This is a genomic window from Candidatus Clostridium eludens, from assembly GCF_045310515.1.
GTDB classification, from domain to species: Bacteria; Bacillota; Clostridia; order Clostridiales; family Clostridiaceae; genus Clostridium_B; species Clostridium_B eludens.
This window is the reverse complement of sequence record NZ_JBJHZX010000020.1, coordinates 1-18,724: the sequence shown is the minus strand read 5'-3', so window position 1 is coordinate 18,724 and position 18,724 is coordinate 1. Positions and strand designations below refer to the sequence as shown.

At 32.9% G+C, this 18,724-nt stretch carries 18 protein-coding genes; 2 read left to right on the top strand and 16 right to left on the bottom strand.

All coding sequences use genetic code 11. From position 1 onward, the window contains the following. Positions 1-6: 6 nt before the first annotated feature. A complete protein-coding gene (locus ACJDU8_RS13875; RefSeq protein WP_479723072.1) occupies positions 7-948 on the bottom strand; it encodes a methylenetetrahydrofolate reductase in 942 nt (313 codons plus the stop codon). Positions 949-1,203: 255 nt separating this feature from the next. Between ACJDU8_RS13875 and ACJDU8_RS13870 the strand changes: the two genes are divergently transcribed. Both ACJDU8_RS13870 and ACJDU8_RS13865 read left to right on the top strand, forming a co-directional pair. Continuing rightward, positions 1,204-1,569: a DUF1523 domain-containing protein gene (locus tag ACJDU8_RS13870; RefSeq protein WP_406792746.1), complete on the top strand. Its 366-nt coding sequence runs from the start codon at positions 1,204-1,206 to the stop codon at positions 1,567-1,569. Between the two features lie 409 nt (positions 1,570-1,978). Beyond that, positions 1,979-2,644 carry a CPBP family intramembrane glutamic endopeptidase gene (locus ACJDU8_RS13865; RefSeq protein WP_406792745.1) on the top strand — a complete coding sequence of 222 codons (666 nt, stop codon included), beginning with the start codon at positions 1,979-1,981 and terminating at the stop codon, positions 2,642-2,644. A 141-nt stretch (positions 2,645-2,785) separates the two neighbouring features. Here ACJDU8_RS13865 and ACJDU8_RS13860 read toward each other — a convergent pair whose 3' ends face one another. From ACJDU8_RS13860 to ACJDU8_RS13790, 15 genes are all read right to left on the bottom strand, one after another. Continuing rightward, positions 2,786-4,789: an oxidoreductase gene (locus ACJDU8_RS13860; RefSeq protein ID WP_406792744.1), complete on the bottom strand. Its 2,004-nt coding sequence runs from the start codon at positions 4,787-4,789 to the stop codon at positions 2,786-2,788. A gap of 370 nt (positions 4,790-5,159) precedes the next feature. Then, positions 5,160-6,383, bottom strand: coding sequence for a Glu/Leu/Phe/Val family dehydrogenase (locus ACJDU8_RS13855; protein ID WP_406792743.1), 1,224 nt, complete (start codon positions 6,381-6,383; stop codon positions 5,160-5,162). 66 nt (positions 6,384-6,449) lie between these two features. After that, on the bottom strand, positions 6,450-6,857 hold the full coding sequence (locus ACJDU8_RS13850) for a Rid family hydrolase (RefSeq protein ID WP_406792742.1): 408 nt from the start codon (positions 6,855-6,857) through the stop codon (positions 6,450-6,452). Between the two features lie 23 nt (positions 6,858-6,880). Then, positions 6,881-8,008: an NAD(P)/FAD-dependent oxidoreductase gene (locus tag ACJDU8_RS13845; protein WP_406792741.1), complete on the bottom strand. Its 1,128-nt coding sequence runs from the start codon at positions 8,006-8,008 to the stop codon at positions 6,881-6,883. A 1-nt stretch (position 8,009) separates the two neighbouring features. After that, on the bottom strand, positions 8,010-8,333 hold the full coding sequence (locus ACJDU8_RS13840; protein WP_406792740.1) for a (2Fe-2S)-binding protein: 324 nt from the start codon (positions 8,331-8,333) through the stop codon (positions 8,010-8,012). Further along, entirely contained in the window at positions 8,330-9,919 is a 1,590-nt protein-coding gene (locus tag ACJDU8_RS13835) for an FAD-dependent oxidoreductase (protein ID WP_406792739.1), read from the bottom strand. The genes ACJDU8_RS13840 and ACJDU8_RS13835 overlap by 4 nt, the downstream gene beginning before the upstream one ends. Before the next feature lie 36 nt (positions 9,920-9,955). After that, the gene (locus ACJDU8_RS13830; RefSeq protein WP_406792738.1) at positions 9,956-10,270 is read right to left on the bottom strand and encodes a (2Fe-2S)-binding protein; all 315 of its coding nucleotides are present in this window, start codon (positions 10,268-10,270) and stop codon (positions 9,956-9,958) included. Between the two features lie 35 nt (positions 10,271-10,305). Beyond that, complete coding sequence (locus ACJDU8_RS13825) at positions 10,306-11,442, bottom strand: ornithine cyclodeaminase family protein (protein WP_406792737.1); 1,137 nt, start codon at positions 11,440-11,442, stop codon at positions 10,306-10,308. Between the two features lie 44 nt (positions 11,443-11,486). Further along, complete coding sequence (locus ACJDU8_RS13820) at positions 11,487-12,857, bottom strand: APC family permease (protein ID WP_406792736.1); 1,371 nt, start codon at positions 12,855-12,857, stop codon at positions 11,487-11,489. 185 nt (positions 12,858-13,042) lie between these two features. Further along, entirely contained in the window at positions 13,043-13,870 is an 828-nt protein-coding gene (locus ACJDU8_RS13815) for a helix-turn-helix domain-containing protein (RefSeq protein ID WP_406792735.1), read from the bottom strand. A 225-nt stretch (positions 13,871-14,095) separates the two neighbouring features. Beyond that, positions 14,096-14,593 (bottom strand): flavodoxin family protein, encoded by a 498-nt coding sequence (locus tag ACJDU8_RS13810; protein WP_406792734.1) that lies wholly within the window; start codon positions 14,591-14,593, stop codon positions 14,096-14,098. A gap of 38 nt (positions 14,594-14,631) precedes the next feature. Continuing rightward, complete coding sequence (locus ACJDU8_RS13805; RefSeq protein ID WP_406792733.1) at positions 14,632-15,294, bottom strand: MgtC/SapB family protein; 663 nt, start codon at positions 15,292-15,294, stop codon at positions 14,632-14,634. Positions 15,295-15,713: 419 nt separating this feature from the next. Next, the gene (locus tag ACJDU8_RS13800; protein ID WP_406792732.1) at positions 15,714-17,093 is read right to left on the bottom strand and encodes a mannose-1-phosphate guanylyltransferase/mannose-6-phosphate isomerase; all 1,380 of its coding nucleotides are present in this window, start codon (positions 17,091-17,093) and stop codon (positions 15,714-15,716) included. A gap of 463 nt (positions 17,094-17,556) precedes the next feature. Next, positions 17,557-18,171, bottom strand: coding sequence for an ATP-binding cassette domain-containing protein (locus tag ACJDU8_RS13795; protein ID WP_406792731.1), 615 nt, complete (start codon positions 18,169-18,171; stop codon positions 17,557-17,559). A gap of 336 nt (positions 18,172-18,507) precedes the next feature. Then, a complete protein-coding gene (locus ACJDU8_RS13790) occupies positions 18,508-18,645 on the bottom strand; it encodes a hypothetical protein (RefSeq protein WP_406792730.1) in 138 nt (45 codons plus the stop codon). Positions 18,646-18,724: the final 79 nt, after the last annotated feature.

Genomic DNA, 18,724 nt, shown 5'->3' with positions numbered 1-18,724 from the left:
TAACCCTTAACGGCATTTTTTATCAATAATAGTTTTGATATCCTTAGCCAGTTGTATTGAAGCCTCTATTTCTACTTTTCTAATGGATAGACTCTCAATATTACATCCAATAGGTATGCCTTTTTCCAATGCAAAATCAAATAATTCTTCAAATATATCCTTTGATAATCTTGTAGATTTATCTAGTATATCCTGAGAATGCATTAAATCATTTTGAAGCCATTTTGGTATATCTATTCCAAGCCACTTCATAAACTCTAGGGTCTTTACGGAACCACAGGGACTAATAGTAAATATTATAGGGCTCATTTCAATATTATTATCCTGACAATAATAGAAATAATCCGATAAAAAATTTTTCGAAGCCTCTATATTATAAATCACCTGGGAAACAAAAAATTCACATCCATTGTTTATTTTATTAATAATTTTTATATGCTCATCACCATATTTAATATGTCTTTCTGGTATCACAACGCCGCCCAAAACTACGTTAGTATTTATCTTTTCCTTTAAATTATAGGCTTCAGACAATTTTAATTTAACCTTTTGTTTCCTGGAGGAAGCTCCAACAAATACAGAAAACTTGTCTTCTATTAAATCATTCATCATCCATTCTGATAGTTCCTTTTCAGTATATTTCCCCACACATCGGTAAATAATTTTAGGTATGTGTAAATCTAGCAAATATTTTTTATCATAAATCACAGGATCTATCGTTTGAAGAAACGGAAATGGGCGTTCACTACTCTGCCTGTCCACTTCGTCTTGAATATCATAAATAATTAATCCATCAATATCTAACTTTTTTATTCTTTCTACCTGTTTTTGTGAAACCTCTAATACTTTTTCAGGTGTATTATTTAATTTGGGCGGTGTTATAGCATATACTAATATTCCTGTATTTTTATTTAATATCTTTTCTTTAAATATGTCTTTTTCCCCCAATCTGTATTCATTTTTTTACTTAAAATTAATTTGTTTTTAAAAAACACTTCTACTCATTTTATTATATCACATACAATTTTTCTGTGAATATATATCTAAAAAGAAAGCTGAAAAACATCCAGAAAACTTCAAATTGTAATAATTGAATTTTTTTGTACATGATTATATCTGCAAATTTTAAAATATTCACTCAGGTATATTAATATACATATATAGAAAGTAATTGGAGTATACATTTGGTGTTTAGGAGATTTTATGAGAAAAATTAATTTTTATAAATTGAAATTTAAAATAATATCAATAATAATTACTATCATTTTAATATTTGGCCTAATTATGCTTTTCCCTCATTTTTTTAGAAACACTTATGTAGTAACTATTGCAAGTAAACAAGTAAAGAACCAAGGCAATGGTATTCAATACCTAATCTATACGCAAGTAGAAGATGGTACCATAAGAGCTTTCAAGGATACTAATAGTATAATAGAATTTAAATTTGGCTCAGAAGACATATATAGAGGCCTAAGAATTAACAGGAAATACAAAATCAAAACCTATGGTATTAGAATAATACCATTCTCATCTTATGAAAATATTATAGAAGCTCAACAGGTAAAATAACATTATAAAAATATATAAGCAAGAAAAAAGGCACCAAAATTTGGTGTCTTTTTCCCGTCTAATTATTTAATACTTCAAACATATATCATATATTATTTAATAGGAGATTAATATTTTTAATGGGTTTATTTCTTAAATTATATCTTATATATAATATATTACTATTTTAATAAAAAATCAACATATTTTATAATATTTTTATTAAATAAGCATGAAATTATTGTTTCTTTAATAAATCAGTGAGTAATTACTATGGTGCCTTAACTTTTTGTTGATATTTAAGAATATTATGATAAAATAAGTACATATTTGAAAATTTTATTATCAGAAATGCAAATTTTAAAATCCAATACGCAGAATGTTAAATAATATGTAAAACTGCAAATAAATTGAAAGGAACAGCTCTATTATGATTCAATTAGGAAATAAAGATAAAATCAACAAAAAGGAACTACTATATATTAGCGGATACTTTTTGTTTCTATTGGTTTTCTGGAGTATATCCAGGTTAGTAATATTGCCTGCACTGGAGAAAACTTTATCTAACACATCATTTGTTTATGCATTATGTGAGGCAATTTTAAAAGGAATCATTTGGATAGTTCCTGTATATATTATTTTAAAATTACAAAAAATCAATCCAATTTCATTCTTAAAATTAAACTCTAATGTGGTGAAGGGAATATCATTCGGATTATTATTAGGAATTGCATTTTTAATTGTAAATATTATAAAAACAAGAAACTTTAATACACACATAAGCTATTCAGATTTTATAAATACATTTCTGGTAGTAGGCATCATTGAGGAAATAGCCTTTCGAGGATATATTATGCAGAAACTAAAGTTATATATGGGCTTTATTCCATCAAATATACTAGCTAGTTTAATGTTTATCATGATACACATACCTATAGCTATATATAGTCATAACATAGACATTTTGTATTTTATTCAAGTGGGAATTTTATCCTTAATTTTCGGGTATTTCTTTGAAGAAACTGATTCTTTGATATGTCCAATTATAATGCACAGCTTATGGGATCTGAGTATAGTACTAACACAATTATCATAGATAATTATTTATATAACTTTCATAATGAATATTATCCCCAAATACTACCGGCAATTTATAGTAATACATAATTGCCGGTAGTATTCATATTCTTATATCAAGCTCTTAAGTAAATACCGTAAAAGTAAATCTATATTTCCTTTAACAGTTAAGAGCAATTTCATTGGCACTCCAAATTGCATTCATTATATTGGCACTCTCATATGCATCACCAACAAGATACAATTCAACTATTTTATCTTTGAGTTCATTATATAATTCCCTGCCAGCTCTAAATCCAACAGCAATTACAACTGTATCAGCAAGTATACTCTGCTTCTGAAATTTATTATCAATAATAACAGCCCCCTCATCAGTCACCTCAAGTAAAGAACTTTCTGTAACGATTTTTACCCCACTATTTTTGAGAAGATCAACGAGCATAGTCTTATTCATATGTGGAACTGGCCTAGAAGCCTTTAATATACTGTCCTTGGCCTCAATAATTGTAACTTTTTTGCCCTTATTTGCAAGGTAAAGAGCCGTTTCACAGCCTACAAGTCCACCGCCTACCATAAGTACATTTTCTCCCACTTGTTTATTACTCTTTAAGATTTCAACTGCAGTTGCAACTTTATCTTTCTCTATACCAGGTAAATCTAGCTTAATATCTTTTGCACCTGTTGCAATAATGACAATATCAGGAGTTTCTTTTTCAACAATATTTTGTGTTACTTTCTCATCTAAAACTATTTTTATTTTAAGTTCTTCCATTTCATTTCTGTACCAATCAAGCAGCCTTCTGTCATCCAATTTAAAATCAGGAACTGAACCCGGAATAACTTGTCCTCCAAGTTCTTTTGTGACCTCATATATAGTAACTTTATGACCCTTCATAGCTGCAATTCTAGCTGCTTCCATCCCTGCCACTCCTCCTCCTACAATCATTACATTCTTCGAAACAGGTGCAGATTTCACTTCATAATACCGTTCCCTTCCAGCAGCAGGATTTACTGTACAACTCAAAGGTTTTCCCTCAAATCCTCTTCCCATACATCCCGTGTAGCATCCTATACAAGGTCTAATTTTTTCTGGATGATCTTCAAGAACCTTTTTAGGCCAGTATGCATCACAAAGAAGCGGCCTTCCAAGGGCAATCATGTCAGCAGCTCCATCTTCAAGTGCTTCTTTGGCCATTGCCGGCACCCCAAGTTTTCCTGCCACTATAACGGGAATTTTGACAGATTTCTTAAGTTCTTTGGTATATGGAAGATATAATCCATCTTTTTGATAAAGAGGTGGATGCGCCCAATACCATGCATCATAAGTTCCTAAATCTGCATTGAATGCATCATATCCTGATGATTCAAGAATCTTTGCCCCTTCAATACCTTCTTCTAAATCACGTCCTCTTTCTACATAATCTTCATCTGGAAGTCCTCCTTGACCCCAATCTTTTATGCAACTTTTCACACTATATCTTAAACTCACAGGAAAATCATCTCCAACTTCAGCCTTTATAGCCTGTACTATCTCTATGGGAAGTTGAAGTCTTCCTCTTAGATCTCCACCATACTTATCTGTTCTTCTATTAAAAATAGAAAGTGTAAATTGATCAAGTAAATATCCTTCATGTACCGCATGTATTTCAACTCCATCAAACCCCGCTTTTTGTGCAATTCTAGCACCTTCAGCAAATTTTTCAACTATCCATTCTACCTCTGAGGTGGTAAGTGCCCTACAGGTAACAGTTGGATCCCAGTAATTTGGAATATCTGAAGCTGAAACAGGTTGTGAAGTTAAAAGTCCACCTGGAGCACCGCTTCTTCCAAATCCCATTGACAATTGTAAAAATATTTTTGCACCATAAGCATGAACTCTTTCTGTCATTTCTGAAGATGTCATAATAAATCTTCCTGGGTTTATTGAAGTAATTGGCAGTACACCTGTTAAAACTTTATCCAGTTCATTTTCTACTTTCACTACACTTGTTATAATAAGTCCTGTGCCACCCTTAGCTCTTTCCACATAATAGTCAACAGCTCTCTGATTAAAACAACATTCATTGTCTACGAGTCCAAATGCTCCCATAGGTGCCATTGATATTTTGTTTTTCACTTCCATTTTACCTATTCTAATAGGTTCAAATAAAGACTTATTTTTCACATTAACTCCCCCCTGTGTACCTTAATCTTAAATACCAGTAAAGCTTTACAAGTGTTAGTTCAGCTAATCTTAGAATTTCCTATATTTAATTTAAATATATCCTTCAATACACTATTTAGGACTATTATAGGAAGTTTTATCCTATTTTTAATTTTATTATATAATATATATTTATGTATGTCAATTATTTTTCTGACTATTTTGAATATATTTCATATTTAAAATAGTCAGAAAAATTTCTATTATGTGCTCCCAACTTCAAATTCATTATTTAAATTTCTTTGAAGTAAGACACTATCCACGATTATATAAAGATAAATCATCTACTTTCTATTAATGAAGTTACTCGTATTATCTACGCTACAGTATTTTATTTTGTATATACACTAAATTTTTCTTCAAGTTCTTTATTAATCTTTTTGGTTTGTTTTCTAAGCTTACTATTTTCAAACCTAAGGTGATTTAATCTTTCTTCTGCCATTATTAATGCATGTTCATATGTGATTTTCTCTGGGTTGACTTTTATCTTGCTGCAAAGTTCTTTAATATTCTTCTTTATTCTAACATCTATACACTGTTTAACTCTATTCCATTTTTCATCTATAGATAACTGAATTTTGTTTTCATTTTCAAGAATCCATTCTTCATAGCTGGATATTACTCCACCAGAATTTGCAATAATTCCCGGAATGGATAAGATTCCTTTATCATTTACAAGCTTTCTTGCTAATTTCGAAGAATACGCTATATTTGCACCTTCAGCTATTAATTTAACTTGAAGCTTTTTAGCATTTTCCTCATTTAAACTTCTGCCAGGCCCTGCAAGTACTAATACATCTGCCTTTTTCACAAGCATTGTAGATGGGCTTATATTAAACTCAGCATCTTTAAATTCCTTCGTCATATCCTTTACACTTCTCTTTTCTTTAATAAATTGTTTAAGCATATCTGAGTCTAATCCATTCTCATCATATATGGAGCCAGTAATATCACTTATTCCACAGACTTTTATGCCTATATCAACAAGAAGTTTAATGGCGTTTCCACCAACTTCACCTATACCTTCTATAATAGCAGTTGATCCTTCAAATTTTATATCTATACCCATATTTTTTACTACCTCAGTTATACAAAGAACTACTCCATATGCAGTACTTCCTAGTTCATGAGGTATTCCTGTACTTTTCCCCGTAGCCGCTAATCTGGCTTTTCTCCATCCTCTAACTGAAGCACACCCTGCAACATAAGCATCTACTGCTTTACTGTCAGTATTTACATCTGGTGCTGCACACCATTTATATGGTATGAAGTCAATTTTTGCAAGCTCTCTTCCAAAAGCGTACATAGCTTGCTCAACTTGCTCAAGATTCTTAAGTCTTATTCCACCCTTAGCCCCTCCAAAGGGTAAATCTGCAAGTAGACACTTTTTAGTCATTTCAGCCGAAAGCTCAGCTATTTCTTCCTCTGTAACGTTAGTTCTGACCCTAATGCCACCTTTAGCTGGGGCGCTCCTCTCTACTGTATCAATAACAAGTATTGCTTCACCATCAATATTGTACTTATCTAGGTTTATCTTTATCACTGTTTCACTCATTATTGTATTTACCTCCAATTTAACTATTTTGCATTATGCACTAATCCAAATTTTACTCGAAGATAGCTATAGTGCTGCCTTTGATCCAACAACAGCATCTATTTCCAGTTCAATTAGTTGTGTGGGACGATTAAGCATGGTGGTACCCACAAGTGTGAAAAGAGGTCTCACATCATGAAAAATTTCCGAATAAGCCTTGGCAATTTCCGGTGCATATTTCATATCAGTGGCATATCCTTTTATCTTTACAACTTCCTCTTTTTTAGAACCTGCTTTTTCTAATAATTTTACCAGCTTTTCAAGAATGTATTTTGTTTGTTCATAAGCACTTTCTTCCCCATAAACTGTACCATCTGGCTGCACAGCTGTGGTTCCTCCAATATAAATAAAATGACCAACTTTAACCATGCGTGAATATCTAGTTTTTTCCTCTAATGGGGCACCTGATAAATAATTTGTTCTAATTAGTTCCATATAAATTCTCCTCTTTAAAAATATTATATTTTTGCTTTAAATCTATCATAACGGAAAGCAGATACATCAATAGATGTTTTACCTTCTACTACCATCTCTGATAAAAGCATACCTACCGTTGGGGATATTCCAAAACCATGTCCTGAAAATGCACAGGCAAGTATTAGTCCTGAAACCTCTTCTACAAAACTTATAACAGGTATGTGATCTGCACAATCATCTATCCATCCGGCCCAGGTACGCACAATTTTGGCATCCTCCAGTATAGGAAAATACTTCATAATACCACGGCAGATAGCAGATGCTGTAATACTAGATGTAGTTGGTGTCCCATTATCTTTATTAAAAGCTTCATAACCTGATGAACCACCAAAAACAAATGATCCGTGCTTACTCTGATGGCCATAAAAGTCAGCTGCTGCAGTACCTAACATTTGGTAAAACATAGGAGGCTGTGCCTCTGTAACAAGAACCTCTAGTAAAACCTTATTCATTGGAATATCAATTCCAAAAGTAGAAGCTATTTTACGACTTTCATAACCTGCAGCTAGAATGATATTTTCTCCTTCATATACATTATTCTGAGTTACTACCTGTCTTGCTTTACCCTTTATCTTTTTTATCTCCATAACCTCTTCTCCAGTTATAAAACGAACCCCTATCTGTCTTGCCCTGCGGTAATAACCTAATGTTGTCAGCAGTGGATTAGCATGTCCATCAGTAGGACACCAGCTTGCACCAATAACTTCTTCTGAAAGATAAGGGCAAATATTTCTTCCCTCTTCAGCTGAAATCATTCTTACATCAAGACCACAGTCGTTAGCATTTTGAGTAAGATTATTTAAGATTCCAATATGCCCCTCCGTCTTGCCTAGTCTTAAATTACCGTGCTGATAATATTCCACATCTATTTCCAATTCTTCTGACAATGTGGGCCAGATATTTTTTACTCCGTACATGGCAAGGGGAAGCTCTCTTTTATCACGTCCTGACTGACGAACTCCTCCACCATTTCTTGTGGAACCTCCATTGCCAATACTATGGCTTTTCTCAAGGACAATAACAGAGCAGCCTTTTTTCGCCAAATAATATGCTGCAGCATTTCCAATTACACCACTTCCTATAATTATTACATCAGCACAATTTCTCATGTTATTTCCTCCTTTCATTCCCAAAAACTTTCATTTCTATAGGCCTCATAGGTGCACGTGACATTGCTGATTCTAACCTTAACGGAGAAACATTTAATTCTCTTGCCACAATACCTTTTACTAATTTACTACAGGTCTGACCCTGACAGAGCCCCATACCTGTTCTTAAATACCTTCTTATCTCCGTAATGGTAAACATTCCATCATGTACTGCTTTTCTAATTTCGCCCTTTGTAACTTCCTCACAGCGGCAGATTATCATATTATCATCACACTGTGGAATAAATTCACCTATATCCCTTGATCTATCATTCACTTTGTTCATATTCCCACCCCTTGCTGTTTAAAAAATCTAGCCTTCATCCCCATTTCTCTAGGGACCTTTATAGTTAATAAATTTGTGTGATCAAAGGCAGAAAGTGATTTAACTTCAACAACTTCTGCTTCACAGATCTCTTGTCCGTTTCGACCTAAAGCAGCACCTCTCATACCTTTCTCCGGTAGTGGTAAAAACTCGTAGGGAAGTGTTACTGCAGTATATCCTTCTTCATAATCTTCATTTATGAGGAATATTGACTGTCCTGAACAAGATGCCACACATAGTCCGCATCCAATACAAGCTGCTTCTTCATCCACAATAGGAAGGGATGTGATTTTTTCTCCAACCTTAATACATTGCCTAAGACAGGAATCTTGACATGGATTGCAGGGAATATTTTGAGAACATTCTATTACAGGATGAATTCCTTTAATAAACTTTACTCCTGGATATTTCATTACTTCTTCATCTGTCAAATAACCCTTCTTTAAAAGATTTGTTGAAATATCATAACCTTCCTCTGTTTTAGAAATATCCTTTCCTTTATTCTCAGGTCCGAACATTCCCTGTCTCAAACTAAATAATGCATTTTCCAATTCTGCCGTTCCTTCTTCTAATTCTTCTTTATGAATAAATCCTAATTTATAAGCAGCTGCTGCCCCTGAAATTCTCCCTTCAAGCATAGCTGAACTTGCTTCTTCTATTCCTGAAACGTCCCCTGACACAAATATATTTGGGATTGAAGTTTCACCATATTTATCACAAAGAGGAACAAACCCTCCCTTTTTAGGATTTTCCTCCATATTACATCCAGCCATTTTGAGAAGCTGTGACATAGGAGAAAGACCTACTGCAACACATATGGTGTCAACATCAAAGTGTTTCTCTGTTCCATGTATTACCTTAAACCTGCTGTCAACTTCACCAATAGTAACCCCTGTTACATATTGATCTCCTTCGGCCTTAATTATGGTATGGGATAAATAAAAAGGTACTCCACACCTAGCTGCCTTTGCAGCATGAACTCCGTATCCACCAATTTTAGGTGCTGCATCTACAATGGCAACCACCTGGCAGCCTGACTGTATAAGCTGATAACTAACAACTAACCCAACATTTCCGCTGCCAAGCATAAGTATTTTCTTTCCCGGCTTTACACTATGAAGATTCATCATGGTCTGTGCTGCACCAGCACCTATAACTCCTGGAAGAGTCCACCCTTCAAAAGTAACCATGTTTTCTGATGCACCTGTTGAAACTATAATTGCATCTCCTTTATAATGAACAACTTCCTTATTTATATTTACAGTAATCTCCTTATCCAAAAACAACCCCATTACTATGGCATTTAGCACAACTTCTACTCCAGCTTCCTCTGCTTCCTTTAAAAGCTTCTCACCTATCTTAAAACCTCTCATCTTAGCCCTATGCTCTTTGGAACCAAAAAACTTGTGAATTTGTTTAAATAACTGTCCACCTGGTTTAGAATTCTCATCAAATATAACAACCTTTAATCCTCTTTTTGCCGCTTCAACAGCCGCTGAAAGTCCTGCTGGTCCCGCACCCACAACTATTACATCATATCTTTTCATACGACTCTCTATCCTTTCCTAAAAGTATTTTTAAGTTTAATCCAGTTTCTTTGCAGAAACACCATATTGAGTTTGGACCTTCATACCTTCAACAAGAGGAGTTACACAAGTTCTTACATTAGGCTTACCATCTACTACCATGACACAGTCTGTACATCTTCCGATAGCACAAAATATACCTCTTGGAGAGTTTCCTTTCTTTGTATGCCTGTGCACCATTACACCTGCCGCCTTTAATGCAGCAGCTATTGGCTCTCCTTCATAGCCTTCAAGTATTTTCCCATCCAAATTAAAAGTCACTAAACGTCCTTTATTAGCTTCACCCAAAATTGGATGTTCTGTAATCCTCATCCAAATCATCTCCTTATAAACTTGATCCTATAAAATTATGCAAGCTCCGGCATATCCCATAAGTTTAATTTAACTCCGATTCCTTTTTCAATTGCATTTCTATATACAATTGTTCCCCATGCAACGTCTTCAATTGGCATACCACCAACAGAGTAGATAACAACTTGATCTTCTTTACGTTTTATTGGAATTTTTCCCATCAATATATCCCCTAAATCATCAATCTGATGTCTAGTCATTTTTCCTTCTTTTATAAGATCCATACAATGAACAGCTGGAATTGGAATTGTGTTGTATGCCGGATAAGCCATTTCTTCAGCCCAGGCCTCATATAATCCGATGTTATCTGTTACAGTTCTTGCTCTATTTAAAATAAAATCATCATCAAATCTTGCAGCAGCTGGACAGCATAAAAGTGCCCCTGGTTTAATCCATGCTTCATTAATATATGGATACTGACTTGGATCTCCTGTTGGACTTGAAGTTGCAACATGGATAATATCACTGTCCCTTACTACCTCTTCAATTGTTTCAACTACTCTAATATCTTTTATCTTGGGATACTCTTCATTTAAATATTTAATGAAACCCTCTATTGATTTCTGACTCCTACCTTTGATTTTAACAGTTTCAATTTCTGCTCTTACTGCTATTGTGGCTGCAAATGCAGTCTTACTCATAACACCAGGTCCAATGATGCCAACAACTTTTGAGTTTTCTTTTGAGAAATATTTTACACCAACACCTGGAACAGCCCCTGTTCTGTAAGCACTCAAAATATTGGCTGACATATATGCAAGGGGTGCTCCTGTATCTTTATCATTTAATGTGAGCATAAGAATTGATCTTGGAAGTCCTTTGCTCTTATTTTCAACATTAGAACCATACCATTTCATACCTGTCATACGGAACCTTCCACCAAGATATGCTGGCATAGCCATAAATCTTCTGTCTGGGCCGTCTTTTGGCATATCAGGAAATTCAGAATTCTCTGGAAAAGAAAGCATTACACCATGTGAATTTCCATTAGGGCCACCCATGCGGTAATCGCCCATTTTTAGTAATTTGAACATTTCCTCCATTACATCGACACAAGCAGCCATATCTTTAACACCTGCCTTAATCATGTCTTTTTCATTTAAATAAATAAAATCTATTTTTGTTTCTTTCATTCCCCTTTACCTCCAAATAATTATAAATTTCATTAATAAAAATATTAGGACGCTTCTTTAAAACTAACATTTGAAATATTTTTCTTAAAGTCTTCCGATAATCCACATCTTATAATAAGGTATACTATACCTAATCCCATCCAAGTAAATCCTACAATTTTAGCAATAGTAGAAAGTCCTAATAATATATACACACAAACACACATTCCAAGCAGCGGCACAATTAAATGTCTTACTACTTTTCCGCTTTTATTTTTAAAGTAGTAATGAACTATAACTGATAGATTTACACATGTAAATCCGAACAGGCCTCCAAAAGCAGTTAACTCTGATACCGTTCCTACACTTAAAAGCAGCGCTCCAGTAGTACCTATTATTGACATAAATAATATGCTATTAAAAGGTGTTTTAAATTTAGGATGAAGATATGAAAATATCTTCTCAGGAAGAACCTTATCTCTGCCCATACCATACAATAAGCGGCTGGCTGCTGATTGCCCTGCCAATGATGTTCCTACCCCTGCAATCATAATTACAACAGATACAAAAATTTGCAAAAAGCTGCCTCCAACTTTTGAAGCTATATCAAAGAAAGCTGTATCTGGATTAACTATCTTGGTATAATCGGGAATTATAACTGTTGCTAAAAATGCAACTGCAACATAAATAAATGTTTGAATAAGACAAGCTAACATAATTGCCGATCCTATTTTTCTGCCTCCAACATTAGTTTCCTCAGATAGTGTTGTTATGGCATCAAAGCCTAAGTAACATACAACTGCTATTGCTGAACCACTTACTAAAGCCTTAAAGGTAAATGCATTTTTGTTGTATATTGTAGCCATAGAAATTCCACTACTTACATGTCCGGTAATAATATATTTTAATGCTAAAATTACAAAAGCTATAACGGCTGCAAACATAACAGCTGCTATAATGAAATTTGCCCTAGCTGCAACTTCTATACCTATTAAGTTTATTACTGTAACAGGTATAGCATACATTAATACCCATCCCCATATAGGTATTTGTGGGATCATTGCATTGGCAAAGCTTGAACTAATTAAATAGAGCAACATAGGAATCAGGACGTAATCTAATATCATTACCCAGCCAGATATAAATCCAAGTTTAGGATTAACGGCTCTTTGAGTATAACTATAGGTAGATCCAGCTATAGGAAATGCTGTTACCATTTCACCATAACTATATGCTGTAAAAAGCATAGCTACAAAAGCAATGGCATAGGCTAGAACAGAGTGCCCTCTCGAAGTAACATGCATTATACCAAATAGCGTCATAACAGATACTGGTCCCATAAATACTATTCCGAAAATCACTAAATCTTTTAGTCCCAATACCTTTTTCAATTCTTGCTTGTAACCAAAAGACTCTAATTTTACATCATTATCCAACTTTTACTCCTCCTTTAAGCTTAAAATAATAATACGATTCGAATAATTCCAAAGCCTCACTCTAATCATATTATTAATATATCACCAATATTTTTGATTGTATTGTAAAAATCGGAACTAATTAATGATAAATTGCAAATTTTAAAAAAGTCTCTATGTTTAAAACCCATAGAGACTTAACTATATCAAAAGTTTTTCAATTTTATTTGATTTGGTGTAAGATAAGTAAATTTTTTGAATTCATTAATAAAATGAGATTGATCATAATATCCGCATTCCAATATTGTATCCATCACATGGTAATTACCCTCATTAATAATCATATATAAACAGTTTTGGAATCTGACAATCTGACTTAACAGTTTTGGTGATATTCCCACAAAAGTTTCAAATGTTTTCCTTAGGTATCTGGTTGAATACCCCGTATATTCTGCCAATTCACTTATACTTACTAGGCCTTTATTTTCACATATTCTATTTATTGAGTTTTGAATTATAATTGGTATATGTGTATCTAAAAGAAAACTTGTAATAAAATTTTTAAATACAGCTATTCTATCATAAAAATTCTCTGCTTTAGATATTTTTTCGCTAATAAATAAATCCTTTTTAACTATGTCAGTTAAAGGTATTTCATTATCAATAAATTCTTTAATTGAACACTTTAAAACTCTAATAGCCTCTCCCGGCAAAAATCTAACTCCAAAATATTCACATCCATATAAAAAAGATATTTTTTTACTTTTAATAACACTGCCACAAATATTTGAAAAGGAATTATCTGAACTACAGTAAAATATAATGTCAACACATCCATCTGGAATTACCGGGATAAAATTCTCCACACTTTCAGTAACTTTAAATTGATAAAATACAGATATTGTTTTGCTCAATGCATCAGTTTTATCTAATTTCATCTCCATATAGTTTTCACACTTAATTTCGAAACCTGGCTGCAAAGGTAGATAATTATATTTAAGTAACCTTATATTTTCATTTATGTTCTTTTTCATAACTAAATACAATTCTCCTTTACATGAAATTTCACAACAAATAACCAAATGATATTTTTAATATTAATTTATTAATAAAATAACATTTTTAATAACTAAATGTCAATAAAATATTAAAAATATATTTATATATTTAAATATTAATATCTATTGTGTTTAAAACAAATCTTATAATATTGTAAATAAAAATACTCATAGATTATATAAATCCATGAGTTAAATAACTTACTTTATATTTAATTTACAAATATCCTGGGCCCACTTTTTAGCCTTCTCTACATTTTCTCCTCTATCATTTTTTAGAGGATCCTTAAATTCAATTTCACCTAAAAATTCATTTTCCCCAAGTTCTGCTTTCATATTTTGAAAAGTTTTTCCGTTAGCTCCTCCATTACAACTAAATAGTGCTATCTTTTTATTCTTTAAATTTGTGTTAGCAAAAAAACTTCTTATGGCAGGTGCAAAAGTCCACGCCCAAACCGGAGTTCCAATAAATAAAATTTCATAATTTTCAATATTCACATCATAATGTACAAGTTCCGGCTTCTCTTTGGTTATAGCTTGCTTCCCACCTATTAAATATTTCATTTTACTATGAGGCTCTATGTCTTTTTTTGGTTTTACTTCCAATATATCAGCTGACACTTCATTTGAAATAGTTTCAGCTATTAATTTGGTATTTCCTTCAAGTGAATAGTACACAACTAAAATTTTACTTTCCACAAACAACTCACTCCTAACTTTAAATTATTTACAGTACACTATTCTATGTTTACATCTTTTACATAAGGTACCTTCAGAATATTTACCATAATATCTTTTGTCTGACTCTGATTTACACCATACATTCTAAAAATAATTTTAGCTTCAGAATCCTTATTATTTTTATTGTAATGTCTATTAACTTGAATATTAGATATTCTCTCTTTAGAATTTTTTAATATATCAAGCACTGGGTTAATTCCGTCTAGAGATAAAATTACTCTGCCTAAACAATGAACAGAATTTTTTTGTACTCTATTAAATATCTCAAGTCCTATTAATATAAATATAGTAGCTCCTATACCAGGTATATACATTCCTGCTCCAATTGCTATACCAATTCCCGCAGTAGCCCACAATCCAGCAGCAGTAGTCAGTCCCCTTACAAATTGATGTTCCACAATTATAGTACCTGCTCCAAGAAACCCAACTCCACTTACCACCTGGGCGGCTATTCTACTTGGATCAATTGAAACTGAAGATACATTTAACAAATCCTGAAAACCATATTTAGATACCAGCATAATAAGTGCACTTCCAACTGCCACAACAAAGTGGGTTCTGAGTCCTGCCTGTTTAGAACGACTTCTTCTTTCAAATCCTATCAGAGCTCCAAGTACTCCTGAAAGAATCAACTTCAGCATCATTTCCCACTGATCCATAGTATTTCTCCCCCCATTCTAATGTATAGATTTTATTATAATACATGTATGTAATAAAATATATATATTTATGGGAAAAATTTCAACATTAAAATATAAAGTAACTACTCATGATCTTGTTACCATAGCCCGAATTTTAGACACATCAAGAAGAGCTGGTTTACAGATAGTAAAAAAAGCATGTTAACCAAGGATTAAATTATTAATAAAAAAGTATAGAAAAAAACATAGCCAGGTCCTAAAATATAAGTTAAATACATAAAAACAAACTTATAAAAAAGGAGAAAATGGCTATGTAGATCAGTGTTAATGGCTGTTGGTTGAACTTTACCATGCAGCGCTTCCCACCTACTATATATATTAAGCCCTTTGTTTGGCACACGCTTTCCCCCTTAGAAGGGAAAGCTTCACCGAACTTACTACTTTCTTCCGTAATCATCATCAAATCTTACAATATCATCCTCTTCCAAGTAATCACCCATCTGTACTTCTATAATATCCAATGGTATTTTACCTGGATTTTCTAACCTGTGCTTCTGTCCGGGTTTTATAAAAATACTTTCTCCTGCAGGTATAAATTTCTCTAAACCATCAATTGTCACCTTAGCCATACCTTTAACAACAATCCAATGTTCGCTGCGATGATGATGCAGCTGATAGCTTAGCTTATTTCCCTGACTTACCTCTATTCTCTTGATCTTAAAAGAACCCTTATTTTCTTCAAGTACTTTGTAATATCCCCAAGGCCTATAATCTTGAACATGATACTCCGCTCTGCTGTCATTTCTTAACTTTAAAGTTTCTACAATCTTTTTTACTTTTTGTGATTGGTCTTTTTTACATATTAGTAAAGCATCCCTATTGTCTACCACAATTAAATCATTAATCCCTACTGTTGATACTATCTTATCCTTTTCTGAGTATATGTAATTATTCTTTGAATCAATAACTATATCGTCAGGAGCAACTATGTTGTTATTTTCATCTTTATCAGAAACATCATAAATAGCATCAAAACTGCCAAGATCACTCCAACCGATATCTACAGGTGACACAGCAACATTCTTGCTTTTTTCCATAATACCATAGTCAATTGAAATATTTTCATCTATCTTACTAAAAGCTTCTTCAATTCTACTACTATTTTCAAAGGCATTATAGATATTTTCAGCATACAATTTTACTTCCTTTATAAAAAGTTCAGTATTAAACATAAATATACCGCTATTCCAAAAATACCCGTCATTAACATATGTAGCTGCAATTTCATACTCTGGTTTTTCTTTGAATTCTTTAACTTCATAAGCATTTAACCTTTCAGCACCAGGTGCAATATAACCATATCCAATATTTGGTTCACCCGGTTTAATGCCAAAAGTTATAATTGAATCTTTCGCTAGCACCTCTGAATCTTTAATAATATCAGCAAATTCCTGTTCTTTTAAAATCATGTGATCAGAAGGAAAAACCACTACAGAGTCTGTCCCTTTTTTAGTTATTTCATGAACACCTGCATAGATTGCTGGCAGAGTATTTTTAGCTTCAGGTTCAACAAGAATATTAGATTCATTATATTCATTGCCTAATTCTTCGATTTCACCCATAACTAAAAATTTATATTTTTCATTGGTAACTACATATATATCATCTGGATCTGCCAATAATAAGCTTCTCTTAAATGTTTGCTGAAACAATGAAGGTTTACCATCCCGCAGCTTTATAAATTGTTTGGGGTATCTACTCCTACTTAATGGCCATAATCTAGTACCATTTCCACCTGCTAGTATAATTACTTTCATTTACTTACCTCCATTTCCTAAGATTTTATTAATATTAATAAAGTAATTTCTTTCAATACCACTTTCATATTCTTCATAAAATCGAATGGAATCGAGGAAATACTTTACCCGGAGTCCTTAAATAATGATATCCTGCAATATTAGGACATGCTAATAATTGCAGCTAATCAATTATTTACATTTTACTTACTTTCCTATTTTTTCACATCATGCCCTAGTTTAATCTTTTTTTCCCCAGTGTAATCCTCCGTATATTCATCTATTATACTTAAGTGTTATATAATCGTAAGCATCAAGAGATTTCACGTAGTGAATATAAAAAAGTGGAAATACTTAAGGGATATAGGAAATTCGGCGGCATAGTTTTATAAGATATACTGAGAGGTTAAGCCGTAGAAAATAATTTTTGTTTAAAGAATATTAGAAACACTTAAAAGTGACGTACCTTTTCCTTACGTCACTTTTAAACTGCATCAATGGAAACATCCTTACAAACTACCCTACCCTGTTCTACAATATTCCTATCCTCTATTCTAAATACTCTATCACATATTCTTAATGCTGTATTTCTATGGGTAATAATTATGCAGGTTGGTGCAGGTTTTAGATTTTTAATAGTCTGTAAAACCTTTAGTTCTGTTTCTGAATCAAGAGCTGAAGTGGCCTCATCTAATATTAATATTGGAGTTTTGTGAAGCAGAGCACGAGCAATAGCAATACGCTGTGCTTGTCCTTCAGAAAGCCCTACTCCCTTTTCACCTACCATAGTATTAAGTCCTTCTGGGGATTGACTAATAAAATCCCATGCACAGGCAGACTTTGCAGCAGAAACGAGTTCTTCATCAGTGGCATATGGACTACCTAAACGAAGGTTTTCTGCTATGGTACCAGAAAAAAGAGTATTACCCTGGGGAACATAAGACATAAACTTTCGGGTGGAGGCACTAACTTCTTTTGTAGTTGAGCCATCATTTATGTATAAATGACCTTTTTTAGGGTTTATCAACGAAAGTAATAAATGTATAAATGTAACTGCTACTCTCGAACCTATATCCAAAATTATAGTAACCGCAAGCATTCCCAAAACTCGAAATAAATTACTCAATTGAGACGAAGTAGCTATAATCAATCAATCTTTTTGTTATTAGAGCCCTATATATACCAATCAATGAAGAAATACTGCCAAAAATCACTATGGATAGAAGATAATAAGTAAAGGGCTTAGCTTGTAACACTAACCATTTTGTTTTTAACCATAACTCCTTCAATCTAATACTCCTCCTCCATAGAATTATAGTCCAAGTCGACCCAAAAAAATGCCGCTAGTATAAGCATTTAAAATGTTACCAATTAAACCACTGTTTAAAACAGTGGTTTAATCACTGCAGTTTAATCACTTAAATAAATTTAATTATTAGTTACTATTAGCTCCGTAACCAAAATGACCATTACCTAGACTTATCCTAACATTATCTTGTCCATGCCCGTCTAGACTAGCTTGTGTGTATTCAGCAGCTAATTCCCACATTTCAGGATTTTTCCATTCTTTCATATTTATCACCCCTCGTATAATAAGTTTATGGTCAGTTAAATAACTGCTATAGACTTATTTATTTTTTATATTTTGTATA